The organism is Agromyces neolithicus (assembly GCF_039529735.1).
GTDB classification, from domain to species: Bacteria; Actinomycetota; Actinomycetes; order Actinomycetales; family Microbacteriaceae; genus Agromyces; species Agromyces neolithicus.
Window position 1 is genome coordinate 277826 of record NZ_BAAANJ010000004.1, and the last position, 17397, is coordinate 295222.

The 17397-nt window shown below is 69.6% G+C and carries 10 protein-coding genes; all 10 read right to left on the minus strand.

The features are described from left to right. Positions 1-56: 56 nt before the first annotated feature. Entirely contained in the window at positions 57-5513 is a 5457-nt protein-coding gene (locus tag ABD164_RS06820; RefSeq protein WP_344294771.1) for an alpha-L-arabinofuranosidase C-terminal domain-containing protein, read from the minus strand. Between the two features lie 306 nt (positions 5514-5819). After that, the gene (locus ABD164_RS06825) at positions 5820-6857 is read right to left on the minus strand and encodes a LacI family DNA-binding transcriptional regulator (RefSeq protein WP_344294773.1); all 1038 of its coding nucleotides are present in this window, start codon (positions 6855-6857) and stop codon (positions 5820-5822) included. A gap of 125 nt (positions 6858-6982) precedes the next feature. Continuing rightward, positions 6983-7936 (minus strand): galactofuranose ABC transporter, permease protein YjfF, encoded by a 954-nt coding sequence (gene yjfF, locus ABD164_RS06830; RefSeq protein ID WP_344295076.1) that lies wholly within the window; start codon positions 7934-7936, stop codon positions 6983-6985. Positions 7937-8078: 142 nt separating this feature from the next. After that, complete coding sequence (locus ABD164_RS06835; protein ID WP_344294775.1) at positions 8079-9122, minus strand: ABC transporter permease; 1044 nt, start codon at positions 9120-9122, stop codon at positions 8079-8081. Continuing rightward, positions 9119-10741, minus strand: coding sequence for a sugar ABC transporter ATP-binding protein (locus ABD164_RS06840; protein WP_425545917.1), 1623 nt, complete (start codon positions 10739-10741; stop codon positions 9119-9121). The genes ABD164_RS06835 and ABD164_RS06840 overlap by 4 nt, the downstream gene beginning before the upstream one ends. 146 nt (positions 10742-10887) lie before the next feature. Then, the gene (locus ABD164_RS06845; protein ID WP_344294776.1) at positions 10888-11874 is read right to left on the minus strand and encodes an ABC transporter substrate-binding protein; all 987 of its coding nucleotides are present in this window, start codon (positions 11872-11874) and stop codon (positions 10888-10890) included. Positions 11875-12175: 301 nt separating this feature from the next. After that, positions 12176-13294 (minus strand): LacI family DNA-binding transcriptional regulator, encoded by a 1119-nt coding sequence (locus tag ABD164_RS06850; RefSeq protein WP_344294778.1) that lies wholly within the window; start codon positions 13292-13294, stop codon positions 12176-12178. Between the two features lie 11 nt (positions 13295-13305). After that, the gene (gene araA / locus ABD164_RS06855) at positions 13306-14829 is read right to left on the minus strand and encodes an L-arabinose isomerase (protein WP_344294780.1); all 1524 of its coding nucleotides are present in this window, start codon (positions 14827-14829) and stop codon (positions 13306-13308) included. A gap of 74 nt (positions 14830-14903) precedes the next feature. Further along, a complete protein-coding gene (locus tag ABD164_RS06860; RefSeq protein ID WP_344294782.1) occupies positions 14904-16532 on the minus strand; it encodes a xylulokinase in 1629 nt (542 codons plus the stop codon). Next, positions 16532-17326 carry an L-ribulose-5-phosphate 4-epimerase gene (locus ABD164_RS06865; RefSeq protein WP_344294784.1) on the minus strand — a complete coding sequence of 265 codons (795 nt, stop codon included), beginning with the start codon at positions 17324-17326 and terminating at the stop codon, positions 16532-16534. Before ABD164_RS06865 ends, ABD164_RS06860 begins: the two co-directional genes overlap by 1 nt. Positions 17327-17397 lie beyond the last annotated feature (71 nt).

A 17397-nucleotide genomic window follows, 5' to 3' on the forward strand; every position in this document is an offset into this window, starting at 1 on the left:
CACGACGACGGATGCCTCGGGGTCGACGACCCCGAGGCATCCGCGTCAACCTGTGATCACCCGACCGAGCTGCACACCTCGCCGTTCAGCGAGAACGTCGCGGGAGCCTCATTCCCGTCGCCGTTGAGGCGGCCGTTGAAGCCGATCTCGATGCTCGACCTCGGCTCGATCCGACCGTTCCACGGCAGGTTCGTCGCGGTCACCGACGCGCCGTCCTGCGACCAGAACGCGTCGCGGCCGTTGCGAACGGTCTGCGAGCCGTCGAACTCGAACCCGAGCTCCCATCCTGCGATCGGCTCGTCGCCAGTGTTCGAGATGGTGAGCGTGGCGTCGAACGCTTTCGTCGAATTGCCCTCGACGACGTAGTCGACCTCGCACGTCGGCACGTGCTCGGAGAGCGAGAGGAACGTGATCGAGTACGCCGGGAAGTCGTAGGTGAACTCGTTCGCGCCGCCGTTCCACTCGCGGTCGACCGGAACGAGGTGTTCGGGTTCGGCCTTGGTGTTCACGTCTCCCGGCGCCCCGACCATCTCGGTCACCGCGACGTCGACGTCGACGACCATGCCGCCGGTCACCGACACCGCCGTGCGCGCGGTGGCGCCGGTCGGGTTGACGACCTTCAACACCGTGTCACCCGTCTCCTCGTCGTGCGTGACGACCTGGTAGAGGCCCTTCGCGCTCGGCTCGGTGTAGGTGAGCTGCAGCTCGCCGTCCAGGTACAGCGAGATGGTCGAGCCATCCACGACCACCTTCACCTTGTAGTCGCGACCGGTCTGGATGGACCGGTTCTCGACCGCCGCGACCTCGTTGGCCGATCCGCCAGAGGCGTGCTGGAGGGCCATCCGAGTGTTGTTCCAGCCGCCGAGGTTCCACCAGTAGTAGTCGTTCGCACCGCCGGCCGCGAAGCCGATGAGGAAGCCCTCGGACCCGGCGAGCTTGCGCGCGTCGAGCTCGAGCGTGTAGTTCGACCAATCCTGCGCGTACGCGTCGGGCGCGAGCGCGCGGGCGTCCTCGACTGAGGTCGACGACTGCACGTACTCACCGCCCTGTACCCCCCACGCACCCGTCACCGGCGACCAGTCGGTGCCCGCCTCGAACGTCTGGGAATGCAGCACGTCACCGGTGGCGTTCGAGGTGACCGTCACGTCGTCGTAGGCCGCGCTCGTGCGCCACGTCGACAGGAACACGCCGCCGTCGAGTTCGTTCGCGGGCCGCGACTCGGTGTGGGTCGACGGCACCACCTCGTCGCCGACGTTCGTCATGAACATCTGCTGCGTGTAGTAGTTCACCGACCCCCACGACTGGTCGTTGTCGAACCACATCATGTCGGGCGCCCACTGCACGTGGTCCTCGTTGGCGAACATCGGCGCGTACGAGGCGAGTTCGACGAGGTCGGAGTTGCGCTCCAGGCCAGTCATGTACGCCGCCTCGGCGAGCGCGTTGCCGAACGTGTTGCCGCGCGAGGCGTACTCGCCGAGGAACACGTGCGGGCCCTCGCGGTCGTACGAGTCGTACCGCTCCGAGTTCTGGAGGAACCAGGTCGGGTCGTTGTAGTAGTGCTCGTCGACCATGTCGACACCCTGCGCCCGGTTGAACTCCCACAGCTCGTCGAAGCGCGCGCCCGTGTCATCCGGCCCCGAGTTCGAGATGATCGTGATCTCGGGGTAAGCGGCTGCGATCGCGTCACGGAACTTCGGGAAGTTCGCCTGGAACGTGTCGGTGTTCTCCTCATTGCCGAGGCCGATATAGCGCAAGTCGAACGGCTCCGGGTGGCCGAGCTCGGCGCGCTTCGCACCCCACTCGGTCGTCGCGTCGCCGGTCGCGAACTCGATGAGGTCGACCGTGTCCTGCACCCAGCGGGCGATGCGCGCGTCATCCGTCATCTCGGGAATACGGCTGCCGCAACCGTTGGCGCCGACCGACACGACCGGCAGCGGCGTCGCGCCGAGGTCCTCGGCCCACATGAGGTACTCGAGGTACCCGATGCCGTACGACTGGTTGTAGCCCCAGAAGTTGAAGTTCGTCGGCCGCTCTTCGACCGGTCCGATGGTCTCCTTCCACTGGTAGGTGCGCTGACGGTCCCGACCGTCGGACTCGAGGTAGGTGTCGAACGTGCCGACGTTGGTGACGCAGCCGCCGGGGAACCGGAGGAAGCTCGGGTCGAGCTCGGCCACCTTCTCGGCGAGGTCCTTGCGGAGGACGCTCGTGCCGTTCACCGGCCCGACCCATGTGTCGACTGGGAAGAGCGAGACCATGTCGAGCTGCACCGACCCGGCCGCACCCGTGAGCACGACCAGCCGACCGGCGTCGGTCGTCGCGTTCGCGGTGAGCCGCACCTCAGCCTGACGCCAGGTGTCGTCGCCTGCGATCGAAACGGTGCCAATCGCATATCGGTTCGTGCCGTCGGCGCTCTCGACCGCGACCGTGAGGTCCTGCGCGGTCGCCGATCGCGTCCACACCGAGAAGTCGTAGCTCTCGCCCTCCTCGACCGCGATGCCGCGGTTGAACCCGATGTTGCGCACGCCGACCCCGGCCGCGCCGGCCGTGATCGTGAGCGACGCCCGGTTCGAGTCGTTCAGCCAGCGGGCGCGGTCGGTGCCGACCGCGATCGTGCCGGTGCCGCCGCGCTCGACCTTCTGCCATGCCGTGAGCGCGTTGAACGAGCCGTTGTCGGCGGTCGAGAACTCGAACGAGCGGTTGCGCACGAGTTCGGCGTACAGCCCGCCGTCCGCGGCGTAGTTGATGTCCTCGTAGAAGATGCCGTAGAGGTCGTCGCTCATGTCGGTGCGCTCGGCCGCAGTGTCGATCGCGATGGAGTGCTCGGCGATCTCGACGGGAACGACCGCGAGCCGCGCAGCATCCGCCTCGTCACCGACCACCAGACGGCCCTCGGCGTCGGCACCGACGTACGCGTCGCCGGTCGCCGTGCGCAGCGCGACCTTGCCGCCGCCGACGTCTGTCAGGCGAAACGCCGTCGGCTCATCGGCGTCGCCGCCGAAGCCGACCTGGCCGTCGCGAACGACCACCGGGCGGTCGCCACCCTGCTCGCGCAGGGCGACGGGGCGAGCGGATGCCTCGCCCGCGAGCTCCTCGGCCGTGAGCGCGAGTTCGGCGAACGGGCGCTCCTCGACGAAGCCGATGGACCCGTCGTCCCCGACCTCGGCCAGGTGCGACGCGTCGCCGTCGCGCGTGAGCGTGAACGCGCCATCGGGAACCTGGTCGGCACCCTCGGGCTCGACGAGCGCGAGGTAGTCGAACTGCACCTCGTGGCTCGGCGCGCCGCCGGCGGCGAGCGCGTACAGGCCGATGCGGGTCACGTCGAAGCCGACGGCCGCGCGGGCCGCCTCGGCCCACTCGAAGCCGGTCCAGTAGCTGGTGACGATCTCGTCGCCGGTGCGCTGCACGCGCAAGTACTCGTGCGTCGACCCCGGGCGTGCAGTGAACGTCGAGCGGTAGACCGCGTTCTCCTCGACGCCGTTCTCGATGACGGTGGGGCCGCCGGGCGCGAAGCTGACGTTGGTCAGGCCAGCACGCAGGTAGTCGTCGAGGTCGGCCATCGCGATGAGGCCGGCGCCTTGGAAGTTCGTCGAGACGGCACCCGTCACCGACGTGTACGCCGTGAAGTCGCCCGTGGGCACGTCGACCAGGAACACGTTGTCGGCCGTGTTGTCACCTTGGAACGTGTCGCCCGGCTGCGAGTGCAGCGTGAGTGAGCCCGGGTTCTCGGTGAGCGACCACGCACTCGGGATCTCGGAGACGATGCCCCAGCGATCGCTGAGCGCGTCCGCGTCGAACTCGTCGACCCACGCGTCGCCGGGGAGCTCGGGTGCGACCGGCGATGCGACGGTGATCGCCGCCTGCCCGGACGTGCCTCGGGTGGAGGCCGCCGTGATGGTCGCGACGCCGTCGGCGACCGCAGTCACGAGACCGTTCGCGTCGACCGTCGCGACCGACTCGTCGCTCGAGCTCCAGGTCACGCTGCGGTCTTCGGCGGTGACAGGCGTGACGGATGCCGCGAGTTGCCGCGTCGCGCCCGGCGCGAGCGAGGTCTCGGCCGGTGCGACCGTGACCGCCTCCTCGAGCGCGTCGGGCTGGTAGGCCTCGAGCAGGCGCTGGTACTCGCTCGCCGTGACGGGGATCACGGTGCCGTGACGCGGGCTCGCCGGGAGCTTGGCGCTGGGCACGGCCGTCCACTCGGCGCTCGCGAGATCGCTGGTCTCGAAGAGCATGTAGCCCTCGCCGCCGTGGTACGACGGCTGGTCCTGCAGCAGGTACCACGTGTCATCCGTGTTGCTCTGGAAGACCGACGGACCCTCGCCGCCCGTGAACGTGCCGCCCCAGGGATTGGGCTGGCCGAAGCCGATGCGCTCGGCCATGAGCTCCCAGCCGTCGCCCTCGCTGACGCCCTGCGTGCGGCGCAGGTCGGTCGAGCGCTCCTGGCGCATGCCCATGTACGACTCGTCCTTGGTGAGGCGGTAGTACGCGCCGTCCTGGCGGGCGACCGTGGAATCGATCATCCCCCGGCCGGCGCCCTGCGGCTCGTCGATCCAGACCTGCGGCTCCGAGAACGTGACGAAGTCGCGGGTCGTGGCGTACATCATGCGCTCGTAGCTCGTGGAGATGTCACGCTGCTCGGGCGGCAGGTCGGCCGGGTAGAGCGCCGATGCCCAGTACACGACGTACTCCCCTGCAGCGTCATCCCAGTACGCCTCGGGCGCCCAGGTGTTCCCCGCGTTCTCGGGGGCGACGACGACCTCGCGCTGCTCGGACCAGTTCACGAGGTCGGTCGATTCCCAGACCATGATCGAGCGACTGCCGGTCTCCTGCGCGGTGCCGAAGTCGCCGCCGCCGAAGATCTTCAGGTCGGTCGCGATGAGGAAGAAGCGGTCGCCCTCGGGCGAGCGGATGATGAACGGATCGCGCAGGCCCTGCTCACCGAGCGTCGACGCGAGCACCGACTCGCCGTCGTTGAGGGTCATCCACTCCTCGGGATCGTTGCCGACGCTCGCGGCGAAGGTGATCTCCTCGCCGTCGTCGGTCGACTCGCCGACGAAGTGGGGGAAGAAGTAGGCGGCATAGGGCTCGGCGGCGGGGAGCGGATCGACCGTCGCGGAGTACTCATGGGTTGCGGACTCGCCGTCGACCGTCGCGGTCGCCGTCAGGGTCACCTGCGCTGCGTCCGCCCCGGTGGGCGGACGAGTGACGATTCCTTCGTTCGTGATCACATCCGGCTCGCTGGAGGCCCAGCTCAGCGCGGCGCCGTCGAGTCCCGCGCTCGGCAGGGTGATGTTGCCGCGGACGTCTTCCAGGTGCGGGATGACCACGGCCGCCGCAGCTTCAGCAGCGGGGCCCTCCGCGGCCGCCGCCGTGGTCGCTGCGCCGAGCGGCGCGATCAGTGCGATCGCGAGCACGCCGGCGAGCGGCAGGCTCCTGGATCGCGTTGGGATGCGCCGCGCGTCGGGCGCCCCTGGGTGGCGCCGCGGATGCGTGCGCGCGGTTGCTCTGGTCGTCATCGACCGTCCTCGCTCTCTTCGTCGGGAGTGGGTGGGTGAAGCATGGTACGTGAGTTTTGTGAGCGCTCACAATTGTGAACGCTAACAGATGAATGGGATGACGCACCAGATGCAATTCGGTCGCGGCCGGACGCCCCCTCACTCGTCGAGTGTCTCCGTTCGCGTTGCGTGCGACCGTTCGGGCGGCGACCCTCGGCGCGAACGGAACCGCTGGGCAGTGCGGGTGGTCGCGGTCGTGCGGGTGGCCCGCGAGGCGACGGCCTCACCGCGTCGAGTGGGGTCGCTCGAGCGGCCGCGGAGGCCGGCTCAGGAGGTGACGGCGGTCCGCTCGCGACTCGGCGCGGCGGTGCTCGTGCGCACGACGAGATCGGGCACGCGCGGGGCCGGCGCGCGGTCGTCGTCGCCGAGCACCGCGAGCACGCTCGCCATGGCATCCCGGCCGAGCCCGACGAAATCCTGGCGCAGCGTCGTGAGCGGCGGCGCGAAGAAGGCCGCCTCGGGGATGTCGTCGAAGCCGACGATGCTGACATCACCCGGCACCGACAGCCCAGCCTCGGCGAACGCGTGCAGGACGCCGAGCGCCATCTGGTCGTTCGAGACGAACACCGACGTCATCTCGGAGTCGGCCGCGAGCGTTCGGCCGTGCATGTAGCCGCTGCCCGGCGACCAGTCGCCGACCAGTGGCTCGCGCGCCGGCAATCCGTGCTCGCCGAGCGCCGCAGCCCAGCCGCGCACGCGCTCCGCGGCATCCATCGCGTTCGACGGACCCGCGATATGCCGGATCTCGCCGTGACCGAGGCCGATGAGGTGCTCGACGGCGAGGCGCGCCCCGGCGTACTGGTCGAGCCACACCCGGTGCAGCGCGCCGCGCTCCTCGGATGCGACCGCGACGACGGGCACGCCGAGCTCGATGCCGTCGAGCGCGTCGATCGCCGCGCGCTCCGCGGCGATGAGCACGATCGCCTCGACGTTCTGGCGCACGAGGAGCTCGGCCGTGGAACGCATGCTCGCGGCATCGGTCTCGCGCATGCTCGCCGTGATGACCGTGTACCGGGCGTCACGGGCGGCCTCGTTGAAGTACAGCGCCGTCGACGACGGGCCGTAGTCGGGCGCGCCGGTCACGATGAGCCCCAGCGTGCGGGTGCGGCGCGTCACGAGCGCACGGGCGGCCGGCGACGGAACGTACCGGAGCTGCTTGATCGCCTGCTCGACGCGGGCCCGCGTGGCCGGACGCACATTCGGCAGGTCGTTGAGCACGCGTGAGACCGTCTGGTGCGACACGCCGGCGAGCCGGGCCACGTCGAAGATGGTCGCGGCTCGCGCCTTGTCGTCGTGATCGCCCACTCGCTGCCTGGCTCCCTGCCCCGCGCCCGCGGCGCGTCATCATGTCGATTATCCCGCCCGATCCGACCGGGAACGGGAGGCGGAGGGCCCAGTCCGGAAACCAGCCCTCCGCCATCGCTCGCGCGTCACCTGCGCCGCGACGTCAGCACCTTCTGCAGAATGATGAACACGAGCAGGAGCGCGCCGATGAAGATCTTCGTCCACCACGAACTCAGCGTGCCCTCGAACGTGATGATCGTCTGGATGACGCCGAGCACCAGCACGCCGAGCACGGAGCCGAGCACGAACCCGTACCCGCCGGTCAGCAGCGTGCCGCCGATCACGACCGCGGCGATCGCGTCGAGCTCGGTGCCGACCGCGGTGAGCGGGTAGCCCGAGAGCGTGTAGAAGGTGAAGAGCACGCCGGCCAGTCCCGAGCAGAAGCCCGAGATCACGTAGACGAGCACCTTGGTGCGCGCGACCGGGAGGCCCATGAGGAGGCCCGACGTCTCGCCGCCGCCGATCGCGTACACCGTACGGCCGAAGCGCGTGGCATGCAGCACCCAGACGGCGAGCGCCACGACGACGAGCGCGATGATGACGCTCGGCGTGACCGACAGGCCACCGCCCAGCGGGATGCGCGAGACCGCGAGCTGCACGAACGTGGGCTCGACGATCGAGATCGAGCTCTGGCTGATCACGTAGCAGAGGCCGCGCGCCAGGAACATCGCCGCGAGTGTCGCGATGAACGGCTGCACCTTGAAGACGTGGATCATGAGGCCGACGAGCAGGCCGAGCACGCTCGTCAGCACCAGGATCAGCGGGATCACGACGGCCGGCGACCAGCCGGTCTGCAGCAGGCTCGCCGCGATCATGCCCGAGAGCGCCACGACCGCCCCGACCGACAGGTCGATGCCGCCGGTGAGGATCACGAACGTCATGCCCACCGCGAGCACGATGAGGTACGCGTTGTCGACGAAGAGGTTGAGGAACACCTGACCCGAGAAGAAGCCACGGTAACGGATGCCGCCGACCACGAACACGGCGACGAACAGGACGGCGGTGACGGTCACCGGCCCGTACTTCGGGCTGGTGAGCAGGGCGAGCGCCGCACGGCCGAGCCGGGCGAGCGGATTGCCGGGCGAACCAGTGAAGCCGGGCCGGTCCCGCCGGGCCCGGCGGGACCGTGGGGCGGGCGCGGCGCGTGACGATCGGCGCGGCCCGGGGCGTCGAGAAGGTCGGTCATGATGCGGCGACCCCCTTTCCTGCTCGGACGGCGAGCCTTCGGCGGAATCCATTGATCGCCTCGGCCGTGGTCGGTGACTGGAGCAGGCACACGATCGTGACGACCGCGGCCTTGAACACCATGGTCGCGATCGGCGGGATGCCGACCGTGTAGACGGTGGTGACGAGTGTCTGGATGACGAGTGCGCCGACGAGCGTGCCGAACAGCGTGTACCGGCCACCGGCGAGCGACGTACCGCCGATCACCACCGCGAGGATCGCATCGAGCTCGATGAACAGGCCCGTGTTGTTGGCATCCGCCGCGGCGGTGTTCGCGGTGAGGATGAGCCCGGCGATCGCCGCGCACAGTGCGCAGAACGTGTACACCGCGAACAGCAGTCCGCGCGCCCGCACGCCTGCCTGGCGGCTCGCCTCGGGATTGATGCCGACCGACTCGATGAACATGCCGAGCGCGGTGCGACGGGTCACGAGCGCGGCGATGCCGAACACCACCGCCGCGATCACCACCGCGACCGGCACCCCGAACCAGAAGCCCGAGCCGAGGAACTTGAACGGTGGGCTGTTCACCGTCAGGATCTGCCCCTCGGTGATGAGCATCGCGACGCCGCGCCCCGCCGTCATGAGGATGAGGGTGGCGATGATCGGCTGGATGCCGAGCACCGCGACGAGGAATCCGTTCCAGACGCCGAGGACGAGCGAGATGAGCAGGGCAACGGCCACGGCGACGGCGACCGTCGCGAGATTGCCGGGCTCGGGCGAGCCGAGGATGATCGAGCACGCGACCGCGCCCGAGATAGCCGCGACCGCCCCGACCGAGAGGTCGATGCCGCGCGTGGCGATGACGAGCGTCATGCCGACGGCGATGATCAACGTAGGTGCGCCGTTGCGAAGAATGTCGATCAGGCTGCCGAACAGCTGTCCGTCGCGCACGGTGATCGTGAAGAAGCCGGGGAACGCGACGAGGTTGATCGCGAAGAGCACGAGAAGCATCACGATCGGCCAGAACAGCCGATGCGACACGACCTTGGCGAGCCCGCTCATCGGGTGCCTCCTTGGGTGACGTGGGTGGGGTCGGGGTCGGCGAGCGCCTCGTCGTCGGATGCGACGCGCCCGTCGGCGATGAGGGTCAGCAGCGAGTCGACCGAGAGCCCGTCGTTCTCGAGGTCGGCGACGACGTGCCGGTCGCGGAGCACCACGACGCGATGGCTGAGCCGCAGCACCTCCTCGAGCTCGGCCGAGATGAACAGCACGCTCATGCCGTTCTCGGCGAGGTTGAACACGAGCTTCTGGATCTCGGCCTTCGCCCCGATGTCGATACCGCGCGTCGGCTCGTCGAGGATCAGCAACCGGGGCGCGATCGCGAGCCAGCGGGCGAGCAGCACCTTCTGCTGGTTGCCGCCCGAGAGGTTGCGCACGAGCGCGTCGGGATTGCCGGGACGGATGTTGAGCGCCTGGATGTAGCTCTGCGCGAGCTCGTCCTGCTTCTTTTTCGGGATCGGGCGTAACCAGCCGCGGTCGGCCTGCAACGCGAGCACGATGTTGTCGCGCACCGTGAGATCGCCGACGATGCCTTCGTCGCGACGGTTCTCGGACGAGAACGCGATGCGCCTGGCGATCGCCTGCCGCGGGGTGCGCAGCTTCACGGTCTCGCCCCGGATCGTCAGCTCGCCCGTGTCGGCGCGGTCGATGCCGCCGAGCAGGCGGGCGAATTCGGTGCGGCCCGAGCCGAGCAGACCGGCGAGGCCCACGACCTCGCCGGCGGCGATCGGGAGGTCGGCCGGGTTGATCGCGCCGCGACGGCCGAGCTTCGACGCCGAGACGAAGGTCGCGGCATCCGATTCGTCGACGACCACCGCGTGGGCGCGCTGCTCGAGATCGTCGAGCGTGGTGAGTTCCTTGCCGATCATCTTCTGCACGAGGTCGATGCGCAGGAGCTCCTCGACGAGGTACTCCCCCACGAGCGTGCCGTTGCGCAGCACCGTGAGCCGATCGCAGATCTCGTACACCTGGTCGAGGAAGTGCGAGACGAACAGGATGGCGACACCTTGGTCTCTGAGCGAGCGGATGACGCGGAACAGCTCGGCGACCTCGTCGGCGTCGAGCGACGACGTGGGTTCGTCGAGGATCAGGACCTTGGCGTTCACGTCGATCGCGCGAGCGATCGCGATGAGCTGCTGCACCGCGAGCGAGTGGTCGCCGAGCAGTGAGCCCGGGTCGATGTCGAGGCCCAGGCCGGCGAGCAGCTCGGCTGACCGGCGACGCATCGCGCGCCAGCCGATGCCGCCGAACCGGCGCGGTTCGCGGCCGAGCATGATGTTCTCGGCCACTGAGAGGTTCGGCAGGAGGTTCACCTCCTGGTACACGGTGGAGATTCCCGCGGCCTGCGCCTGCGCCGGCCCGCTGAATGAGACCTGCGCGCCCGCGAGCGTGATCGTGCCGGCGTCGATGCCGTACACGCCCGTCAGCGCCTTGATGAGCGTCGACTTGCCGGCGCCGTTCTCGCCCATGAGCGAGTGCACCTCGCCGGGGAACATGCGGAAATCGACGCCGTCGAGCGCCTTCACGCCCGGGAAGCCGATCGAGATGCCACGCATCTCGACGACGGGCGCCGGCGGTGCGGCCGTGTTCTCTGAGGTCACGTTGCTCACGGGGCTCTCCATCGAGTCGGCGGGCGGATGCGACATCCGCTCGCTGTGCGCCGGGGACGGCGCGAGTGGGACGGGTGGAACGAGGGTATGGGTGCGCGGTACGAACGACCGCGAACCCGCCGGACGGCGGGCGTCTCGGGACGCCCGCCGTCGGTGGATCAGTACTGGCGGTCGGGCAGCGCCTCGATCGCCTGCTCCTGCGTGAAGGTGGTCTCTTCGGTGACGATGCGCTTCTCGGGCGTCTCGCCGTCGTTGATCTGCTTGATGATGTCGATGAGCTGAGCGCCGAGCAGGGGCGAGCACTCGACGATGAAGTTGATCTTGCCGTCGGCGAGGGCCTGCATGCCGTCCTTGACCGCGTCGACCGTGACGATCTTGATGTCCTCGCCGGGCACGAGGCCCGCCGCCTCGATCGCCTCGATCGCGCCGAGACCCATGTCGTCGTTGTGGGCGTAGATCAGGTCGACACCGGGGTTGGACTTCAGCAGCGCCTCGGTGACCTGCTTGCCGCCCGCACGGGTGAAGTCACCGGTCTGGCTGGCGACGACCTCGAGGGTCGGGTTCTCGGCGATGACCTCGGCGAAGCCCTCGGCGCGGTCGATCGCCGGCGCGGCGCCGGTCGTACCCTCGAGCTGGATGATCTCGACCGGCTCGGTCGTGTCTGCGAACTCGTCGAGCACCCACTGGCCGGCCTTCTCGCCCTCGAGGACGAAATCCGAGCCGAGGAACGACACGTAGAGCGACTCGTCCTTCGAGTCGACCGCACGGTCGGTGAGCACGACGGGGATGCCAGCGGCCTTCGCTTCGTTGAGCACGGCGTCCCAGCCGGTCTCGACGACGGGCGAGAACGCGATTACGTCGACCTGCTGTTGGATGTAGGAGCGGATGGCCTTGATCTGGTTCTCCTGCTTCTGCTGTGCGTCGGAGAACTTGAGCTCGATGCCCGCCTCCTCGAAGGCGGCCTGGATGTCTTTGGTGTTGGCGGTGCGCCAACCCGACTCGGCGCCGACCTGGGCGAACCCGACGACGAGTTCGTCGAGGGGCTTGGGGCCGTCTGCCGAGGCGCTGCCGCCGTCAGCGCCGGCGCAACCAGAGAGTGCGAGGAGCATGGCTCCGGCAGCCGCGATTCCGATGAGCTTCTTCATCAGGGTGAACCTCCTTGTTCGTCTGCCGGCGGTGAACGTGCTGCGCTCCTGGTGCGCCGGACGGCGAGATCCATTCGCGCCGCACTCGTGATGATAGCCCCCAATTGTGAGCGCTCACAAGTGGCAGTTTCATCACGAAATGATCACGAGACTCCCAGTCTCTCGTGGATCCGTCTCGCTGTCAGCCCCGGTGTGGCGGCGGAAATGTGAGCGCTCAAATGCCTACGGACGTTGCGGCAGGCGGATCGTCGGGTCGGCCGCGGGTGGGCACCCTGCACCTTGCACCGCGCGCCCACGCAGTTCAGGCGCGGGGCGTTGCGGTGGTGGCGCGAACGATGAGCTCGGGCACACGGGTCGTGCGCTCAGGCGCCAGGTGCTTCCCGCCATTCATGCCAGGCGCGCCGCCGTCGCCGGACGCGCCCCGGTCGCCAGGCGCGCCCAGCACGTCGAGCACGGTCGACATGACGTCGCGGCCGAGCGCGTCGAAGTCCTGTCGCATCGTCGTCAGCGCGGGGGTGAAGTATGCCGCCTCGGGTATGTCATCGAAGCCCATCACGCTGAGGTCGCCGGGCACCTGCACCCCCGCCGCATGGCAGGCGTGCAGCACCCCGAGCGCCATCTGGTCGTTGGCAACGAACACGGCCGTCGCGTCGGGGTCGGCGACGAGCGCCTGCCCGGCCGCATGGCCCGACGACGCGAGCCAGTCGCCTGCGATCGGCTCGCGAACATCGAGCCCGTGCTCGGCCATGGCGTCGACCCAACCGCGTCGGCGCTCGGCGGCGTCCATCGAGTCCGGCGGCCCGGTGACATGCCGGATGACGCGATGCCCGAGCCCGATGAGGTGCTCGGTCGCGAGTCGGGCGCCGGCGTACTGGTCGATCGCTACACGGTGCGGCCCGGGACGGCCCTCGGGCGCCGGCTCCGACGCAACCGCGATGATCGGCACGCCGGCGTCGATGCCCGACACGACCGCGACCCCGTCGCGCTCCCCCGAGATGAGCACGATCGCCTCGACCCGCTGCAGCACGAGCCGGTGCACCGCCTGTGCGAGCGCGTCGGCGTCGAGCGACCGCATGCTCGCCTGGCTCACCGTATAGCCCGAATCGCGCGCGGCCTCGTTGAATCCGAGTGCCGCGTTCGACGGCCCGTAATCGGGTCGTCCGGCGAGGATCAGCCCGATCGAGCCCGATCGCCGTTTCGCCATGGCGCGTGCCGCGGGCGAGGGCGTGTAGTTCAGGTCGGCGATCGCCTGCTCGACGCGCATCTTCGTCGACGCGGCGACTCCCGTGAGTCCGTTGAGCACGCGGGAAACCGTCTGATGCGACACACCGGCTCGGCGCGCCACGTCGAACATCGTCGGCACGCCGGTGGGCTCGGCCGGGACATCCGCCTCAGCCGGCTCGCCTGCCTGCCTGCTCACCCGCGCTCCGATCAGAGGCCCTGCGCCAGTCGGAAGTAGGCCTGGTTCCAGCGTACTTCGCGCTGGAAGTCGGGCAGCGTCGTCTGCTCGTCGATGACGAGCAGCTCGGCCCTCGCCATTTCGGCGAAGTCGCGGAACACCTCGACGCCGACCGCGGTCGACATCACCGTATGGTGCGCGGCGCCCGCGGTGAGCCAGGCCGCGGCCGACGTGTGGAAGTCGGGGGCCGGCTTCCACACGGCGCGGCCCACGGGCAGCTTCGGCAGCGGATGCCGCAGCTCGACGTTCTCGACCACGTTGGCCGTGAGGCGGAACCGGTCGCGCATGTCGCTCAACGCGACCACGACCGCGGGGCCCGGGTCGGCAGTGAACACGAGGCGCACGGGGTCGTCCTTTCCGCCGATGCCGAGTGGGTGGATCTCGAGGGTCGGCTTCGTCGTGGTGAGGGAGGGCGACACCTCGAGCATGTGCGCCCCGAGGATGAGCTCGTCGCCGGGCCAGAGGTCGTACGTGTAGTCCTCCATGAGGGAGGCGCCGCCGGGGAGCCCCGCACCCATGACGTTCGCGACGCGCACGAGCACGGCGGTCTTCCAGTCGCCCTCGGCGCCGAAGCCGTAGCCCTCGGCCATGAGGCGCTGCACCGCGAGGCCCGGCAGCTGCTTCAGGGCGCCGAGGTCTTCGAAGCTCGTGGTGAACGCGCCGAAGCCGCCCTCTTCGAGGAACGAGCGCAGGCCGAGCTCGATCGCGGCGCCATCGCGCAGCGACTGGTGACGGTCGCCGCCCGCGCGGAGCGACGGAACCACGTCGTACAGCTCCTCGTACTCGGCGACGAGCGCGTCGACGTCGGACTCGGATGCCGCAGCGACCGCCTCGGCGAGCTCGTTGACGCCCCACGTGTTCACCTGCACGCCGAACCGCAGCTCTGCCTCGGTCTTGTCGCCCTCGGTCACCGCGACGAAGCGCATGTTGTCGCCGAAGCGGGCGAGCTTCAGGCTGCGGGATGCCGCGAGGCCGGCCGCCGCGCGCTGCCACGTGCCGAGCTCCGCCTGCACGCGCGGGTCGCTCGCGTGGCCGACGATCGTCTTGCGCGGCACCCCGAGGCGGGTCTGGATGTACCCGAACTCGCGGTCGCCGTGCGCGGCCTGGTTGAGGTTCATGAAGTCGAAGTCGATCTCGCCCCACGGCAGCTCGACGTTCGCCTGCGTGTGCAGGTGCGCGAGCGGCTTCTGCAGCGCGTCGAGGCCGGCGATCCACATCTTCGCGGGGCTGAACGTGTGCATCCACGCGACGAGACCGATGACATCGTCGGCCGCGTTCGCCTCGAGGGCGGTGCGGCGGATCGCATCGGAGTCGGTGAGCACCGGCTTCCAGACGACCTTCACCGGCACGTCGGATGCCGCGTCGAGCGTCTCTGCGACCTGTCGCGACTGGTCAGCGACCTGCTTCAGGGTCTCGGGCCCGTAGAGGTGCTGGCTGCCGGTGAGGAACCAGACCTCGTACGCGTCGAGCGAGGTGGCGAGCGGGGTGCGGGTCATTCGTGTCTCCCAGTGCGGTGTTCGGTGTAGTCGTTCGGTGATGCGGTTCGATGAAGGGGGCGCTCGGCGCTCGGTCAGAGCGCCTCGACGGCGACCGCTTCGACAGCGAGGCCGGCCCGGTAGCGGTCGAGGAACGCCGAGAATCCGGCGACATCCTCGGCGCCGGGGTCGACGGTGTCGAACCCGGCGTTCGCGAAGACGCGCTCGCCCAGGTACGCGCCGAGGTCGAGCTCGTCGGCGGAGCCCAAGTACGACGCCAGCACGGCGATGCCCCACGCTCCGCCCTCCGAGGCGGTCTCGCCGACGGCGACCGGGGCGTCGAGCGCTCCGGCGAGCAGGCGCTGGGCGACGCCGGCCGTGCGGAAGATGCCGCCGTGCGCGTACATGCGGTCGAGTTCGACGCCTTCATCGGCGAGCACTCGCATTCCGAGCGCCAGTGTGCCGTAGACGCTGTACAGCTGTGCGCGCATGAAGTTCGCGAGGGTGAGCCGGCTGTCGGGCGTCCGCACGATCAGGGGTCGCCCCTCGGCGAGACCCGCGATCGGCTCCCCCGCGAGGTGGTTGTAGGCCAGCAGCCCGCCCGCGTCGGCCTCGCCTTCGAGCGCCTCCCGGAAGAGGGCTTCGAAAACGGCGTCGGTGTCGACCTCGAGGCCTGCGATGGCCGCGAACCGCCCGAACACGCCCGCCCATGCGGCGAGCTCGCTCGCGCCGTTGTTACAGTGCACCATCGCCACGGGATCGCCCGCGGGCGTCGTGACGAGGTCGAGTTCGTGGTGGGCCTGCTCGAGCGGGCGCTCGAGCACCACCATCGCGAAGATGCTCGTTCCGGCGCTGACGTTGCCGGTGCGGGGCGCCACCGAGTTCGTCGCGACCATGCCGGTGCCGGCGTCGCCTTCGGGCGGGCACAGCGGCGTACCCCGCTGGAGCGCGCCCGTCGGGTCGAGGAGCGCGGCACCCTCGGCGGTCAGCTCGCCCGCCTGCCGACCGGCAGGCAGCACCTCGGGGAGCAGCTCGGAGACGTGCAGCCCGGGCGCGCGCTCGGCGACGAGCCCGTCGAACACCTCGATGAGCCGAGCGTCGTAGTCGTTCGTCGTCGAGTCGATCGGGAACATCCCCGAGGCGTCGCCGACACCGAGCACCTTGCGGCCCGTGAGCCGCCAGTGCACGTAGCCGGCGAGCGTGGTGAAGAAGCGGATGTCGCGCACGTGCGGCTCATCGTCGAGGATCGCCTGGTGCAGGTGTGCGATCGACCATCGCAGCGGGATGTTGAGACCGAACCGCTCGCTGAGCTCGGCGGCGGCCGGCCCAGTCGACGTGTTGCGCCAGGTGCGGAACGGCGCGAGCAGCTCGTCGTTCGCGTCGAACGCGAGGTAGCCGTGCATCATCGCCGAGACGCCGATCGCGCCGAACCTCTGCGGTTGCACGTCGTAGCGGCGTCGCACGTCGGCCACCAGGTCGGCGTACGCCGCCTGCAATCCCGACCACACGTCGTCGAGCGAGTAGGTCCAGACGCGGTCGACGAACAGGTTCTCCCACTCGTGACTGCCGACGGCGAGCACCTCGGTCGCGTCTTCACCGACCAGGCACGCCTTGATGCGCGTCGAACCGAGTTCGATGCCGAGCGACGTGCGTCCCTCGACGATCGCCATGCGCACGCGATCGTGGGCGTCGACCGGGGTCTGCGGCGTCGTGGAGTCGGTCATCAGCGTGCCTCCCCACTCCGGTCGGCTGCGCCTCCTCGACGGGCATCCTCCGCCTGCCCGGACGTGTTCTGGTATCGGTCGTAGAGGGCGTCGATCGCCTCTTGGGGAATCGGAATGAGCGGCCCGGCCTCGCGGGCGAGGTGCACGCTGCGGGCGACGTCTTCGACCATCACGGCGGCCTTGACCGCGTCCTTCGGGGATGCACCGATCGTGAACGGGCCGTGGTTCTGCATGAGCACCGCGCGCGAGCGGTGGCCGGTGAGGGTATCGACGATGCCGCGGCCGATCGAGTCGTCTCCGATGATCGCGAACGGGCCGACCGGGATCGGCCCGCCGAACTCGTCGGCCATGGCCGTGATCACGCACGGGATCTCTTCGCCCCGTGCCGCCCACGCCACGGCGAAGGTCGAGTGGGTGTGCACCACGCCGCCGACCTCGGGCATGTTCCGGTACACGTAGGCGTGCGCCGCGGTGTCGCTCGAGGGGCTGCGCTCGGAGCCGGGCGTGCCCGGGATCACATTGCCGTCGAGGTCGCACAAGATCATGTTCTCGGCCGCCAGCTCTCCGTACGAGACACCCGACGGCTTGATCACGAACAGGTCGGCACCGGGCACCCGGCCAGAGACGTTGCCGCCCGTCCAGACGACGAGGCCATAGCGCACCAGTTCGCCGTGCAGCTTCGCGACGTCTTCGCGCACCTGCGCGATCGCCGCCTCGACCTCGGGTGCGAGCGCGGGCGCCGCGCCGTCGTCGGTGCCCGTGACATACGGCTCGTCGGCTGGGCTGTTCGTCACGAGGGCTCCTTCGGCAGTGGTGCGTTAGCGCTAACGAAGATCGATGTTAGCGCTAACGGACGGCCGCTGCA

What these genes read in the sequence shown, in the direction of transcription:
- araA (WP_344294780.1), bottom strand. Translation starts at nt 14,829, where the DNA reads ATGACCCGCACCCCGCTCGCCACCTCGCTCGACGCGTACGAGGTCTGG.
- ABD164_RS06840 (WP_425545917.1), bottom strand. Translation starts at nt 10,741, where the DNA reads ATGGAGAGCCCCGTGAGCAACGTGACCTCAGAGAACACGGCCGCACCG.
- ABD164_RS06835 (WP_344294775.1), bottom strand. Translation starts at nt 9,122, where the DNA reads ATGAGCGGGCTCGCCAAGGTCGTGTCGCATCGGCTGTTCTGGCCGATC.
- ABD164_RS06860 (WP_344294782.1), bottom strand. Translation starts at nt 16,532, where the DNA reads ATGACCGACTCCACGACGCCGCAGACCCCGGTCGACGCCCACGATCGC.
- ABD164_RS06845 (WP_344294776.1), bottom strand. Translation starts at nt 11,874, where the DNA reads ATGAAGAAGCTCATCGGAATCGCGGCTGCCGGAGCCATGCTCCTCGCA.
- ABD164_RS06820 (WP_344294771.1), bottom strand. Translation starts at nt 5,513, where the DNA reads ATGACGACCAGAGCAACCGCGCGCACGCATCCGCGGCGCCACCCAGGG.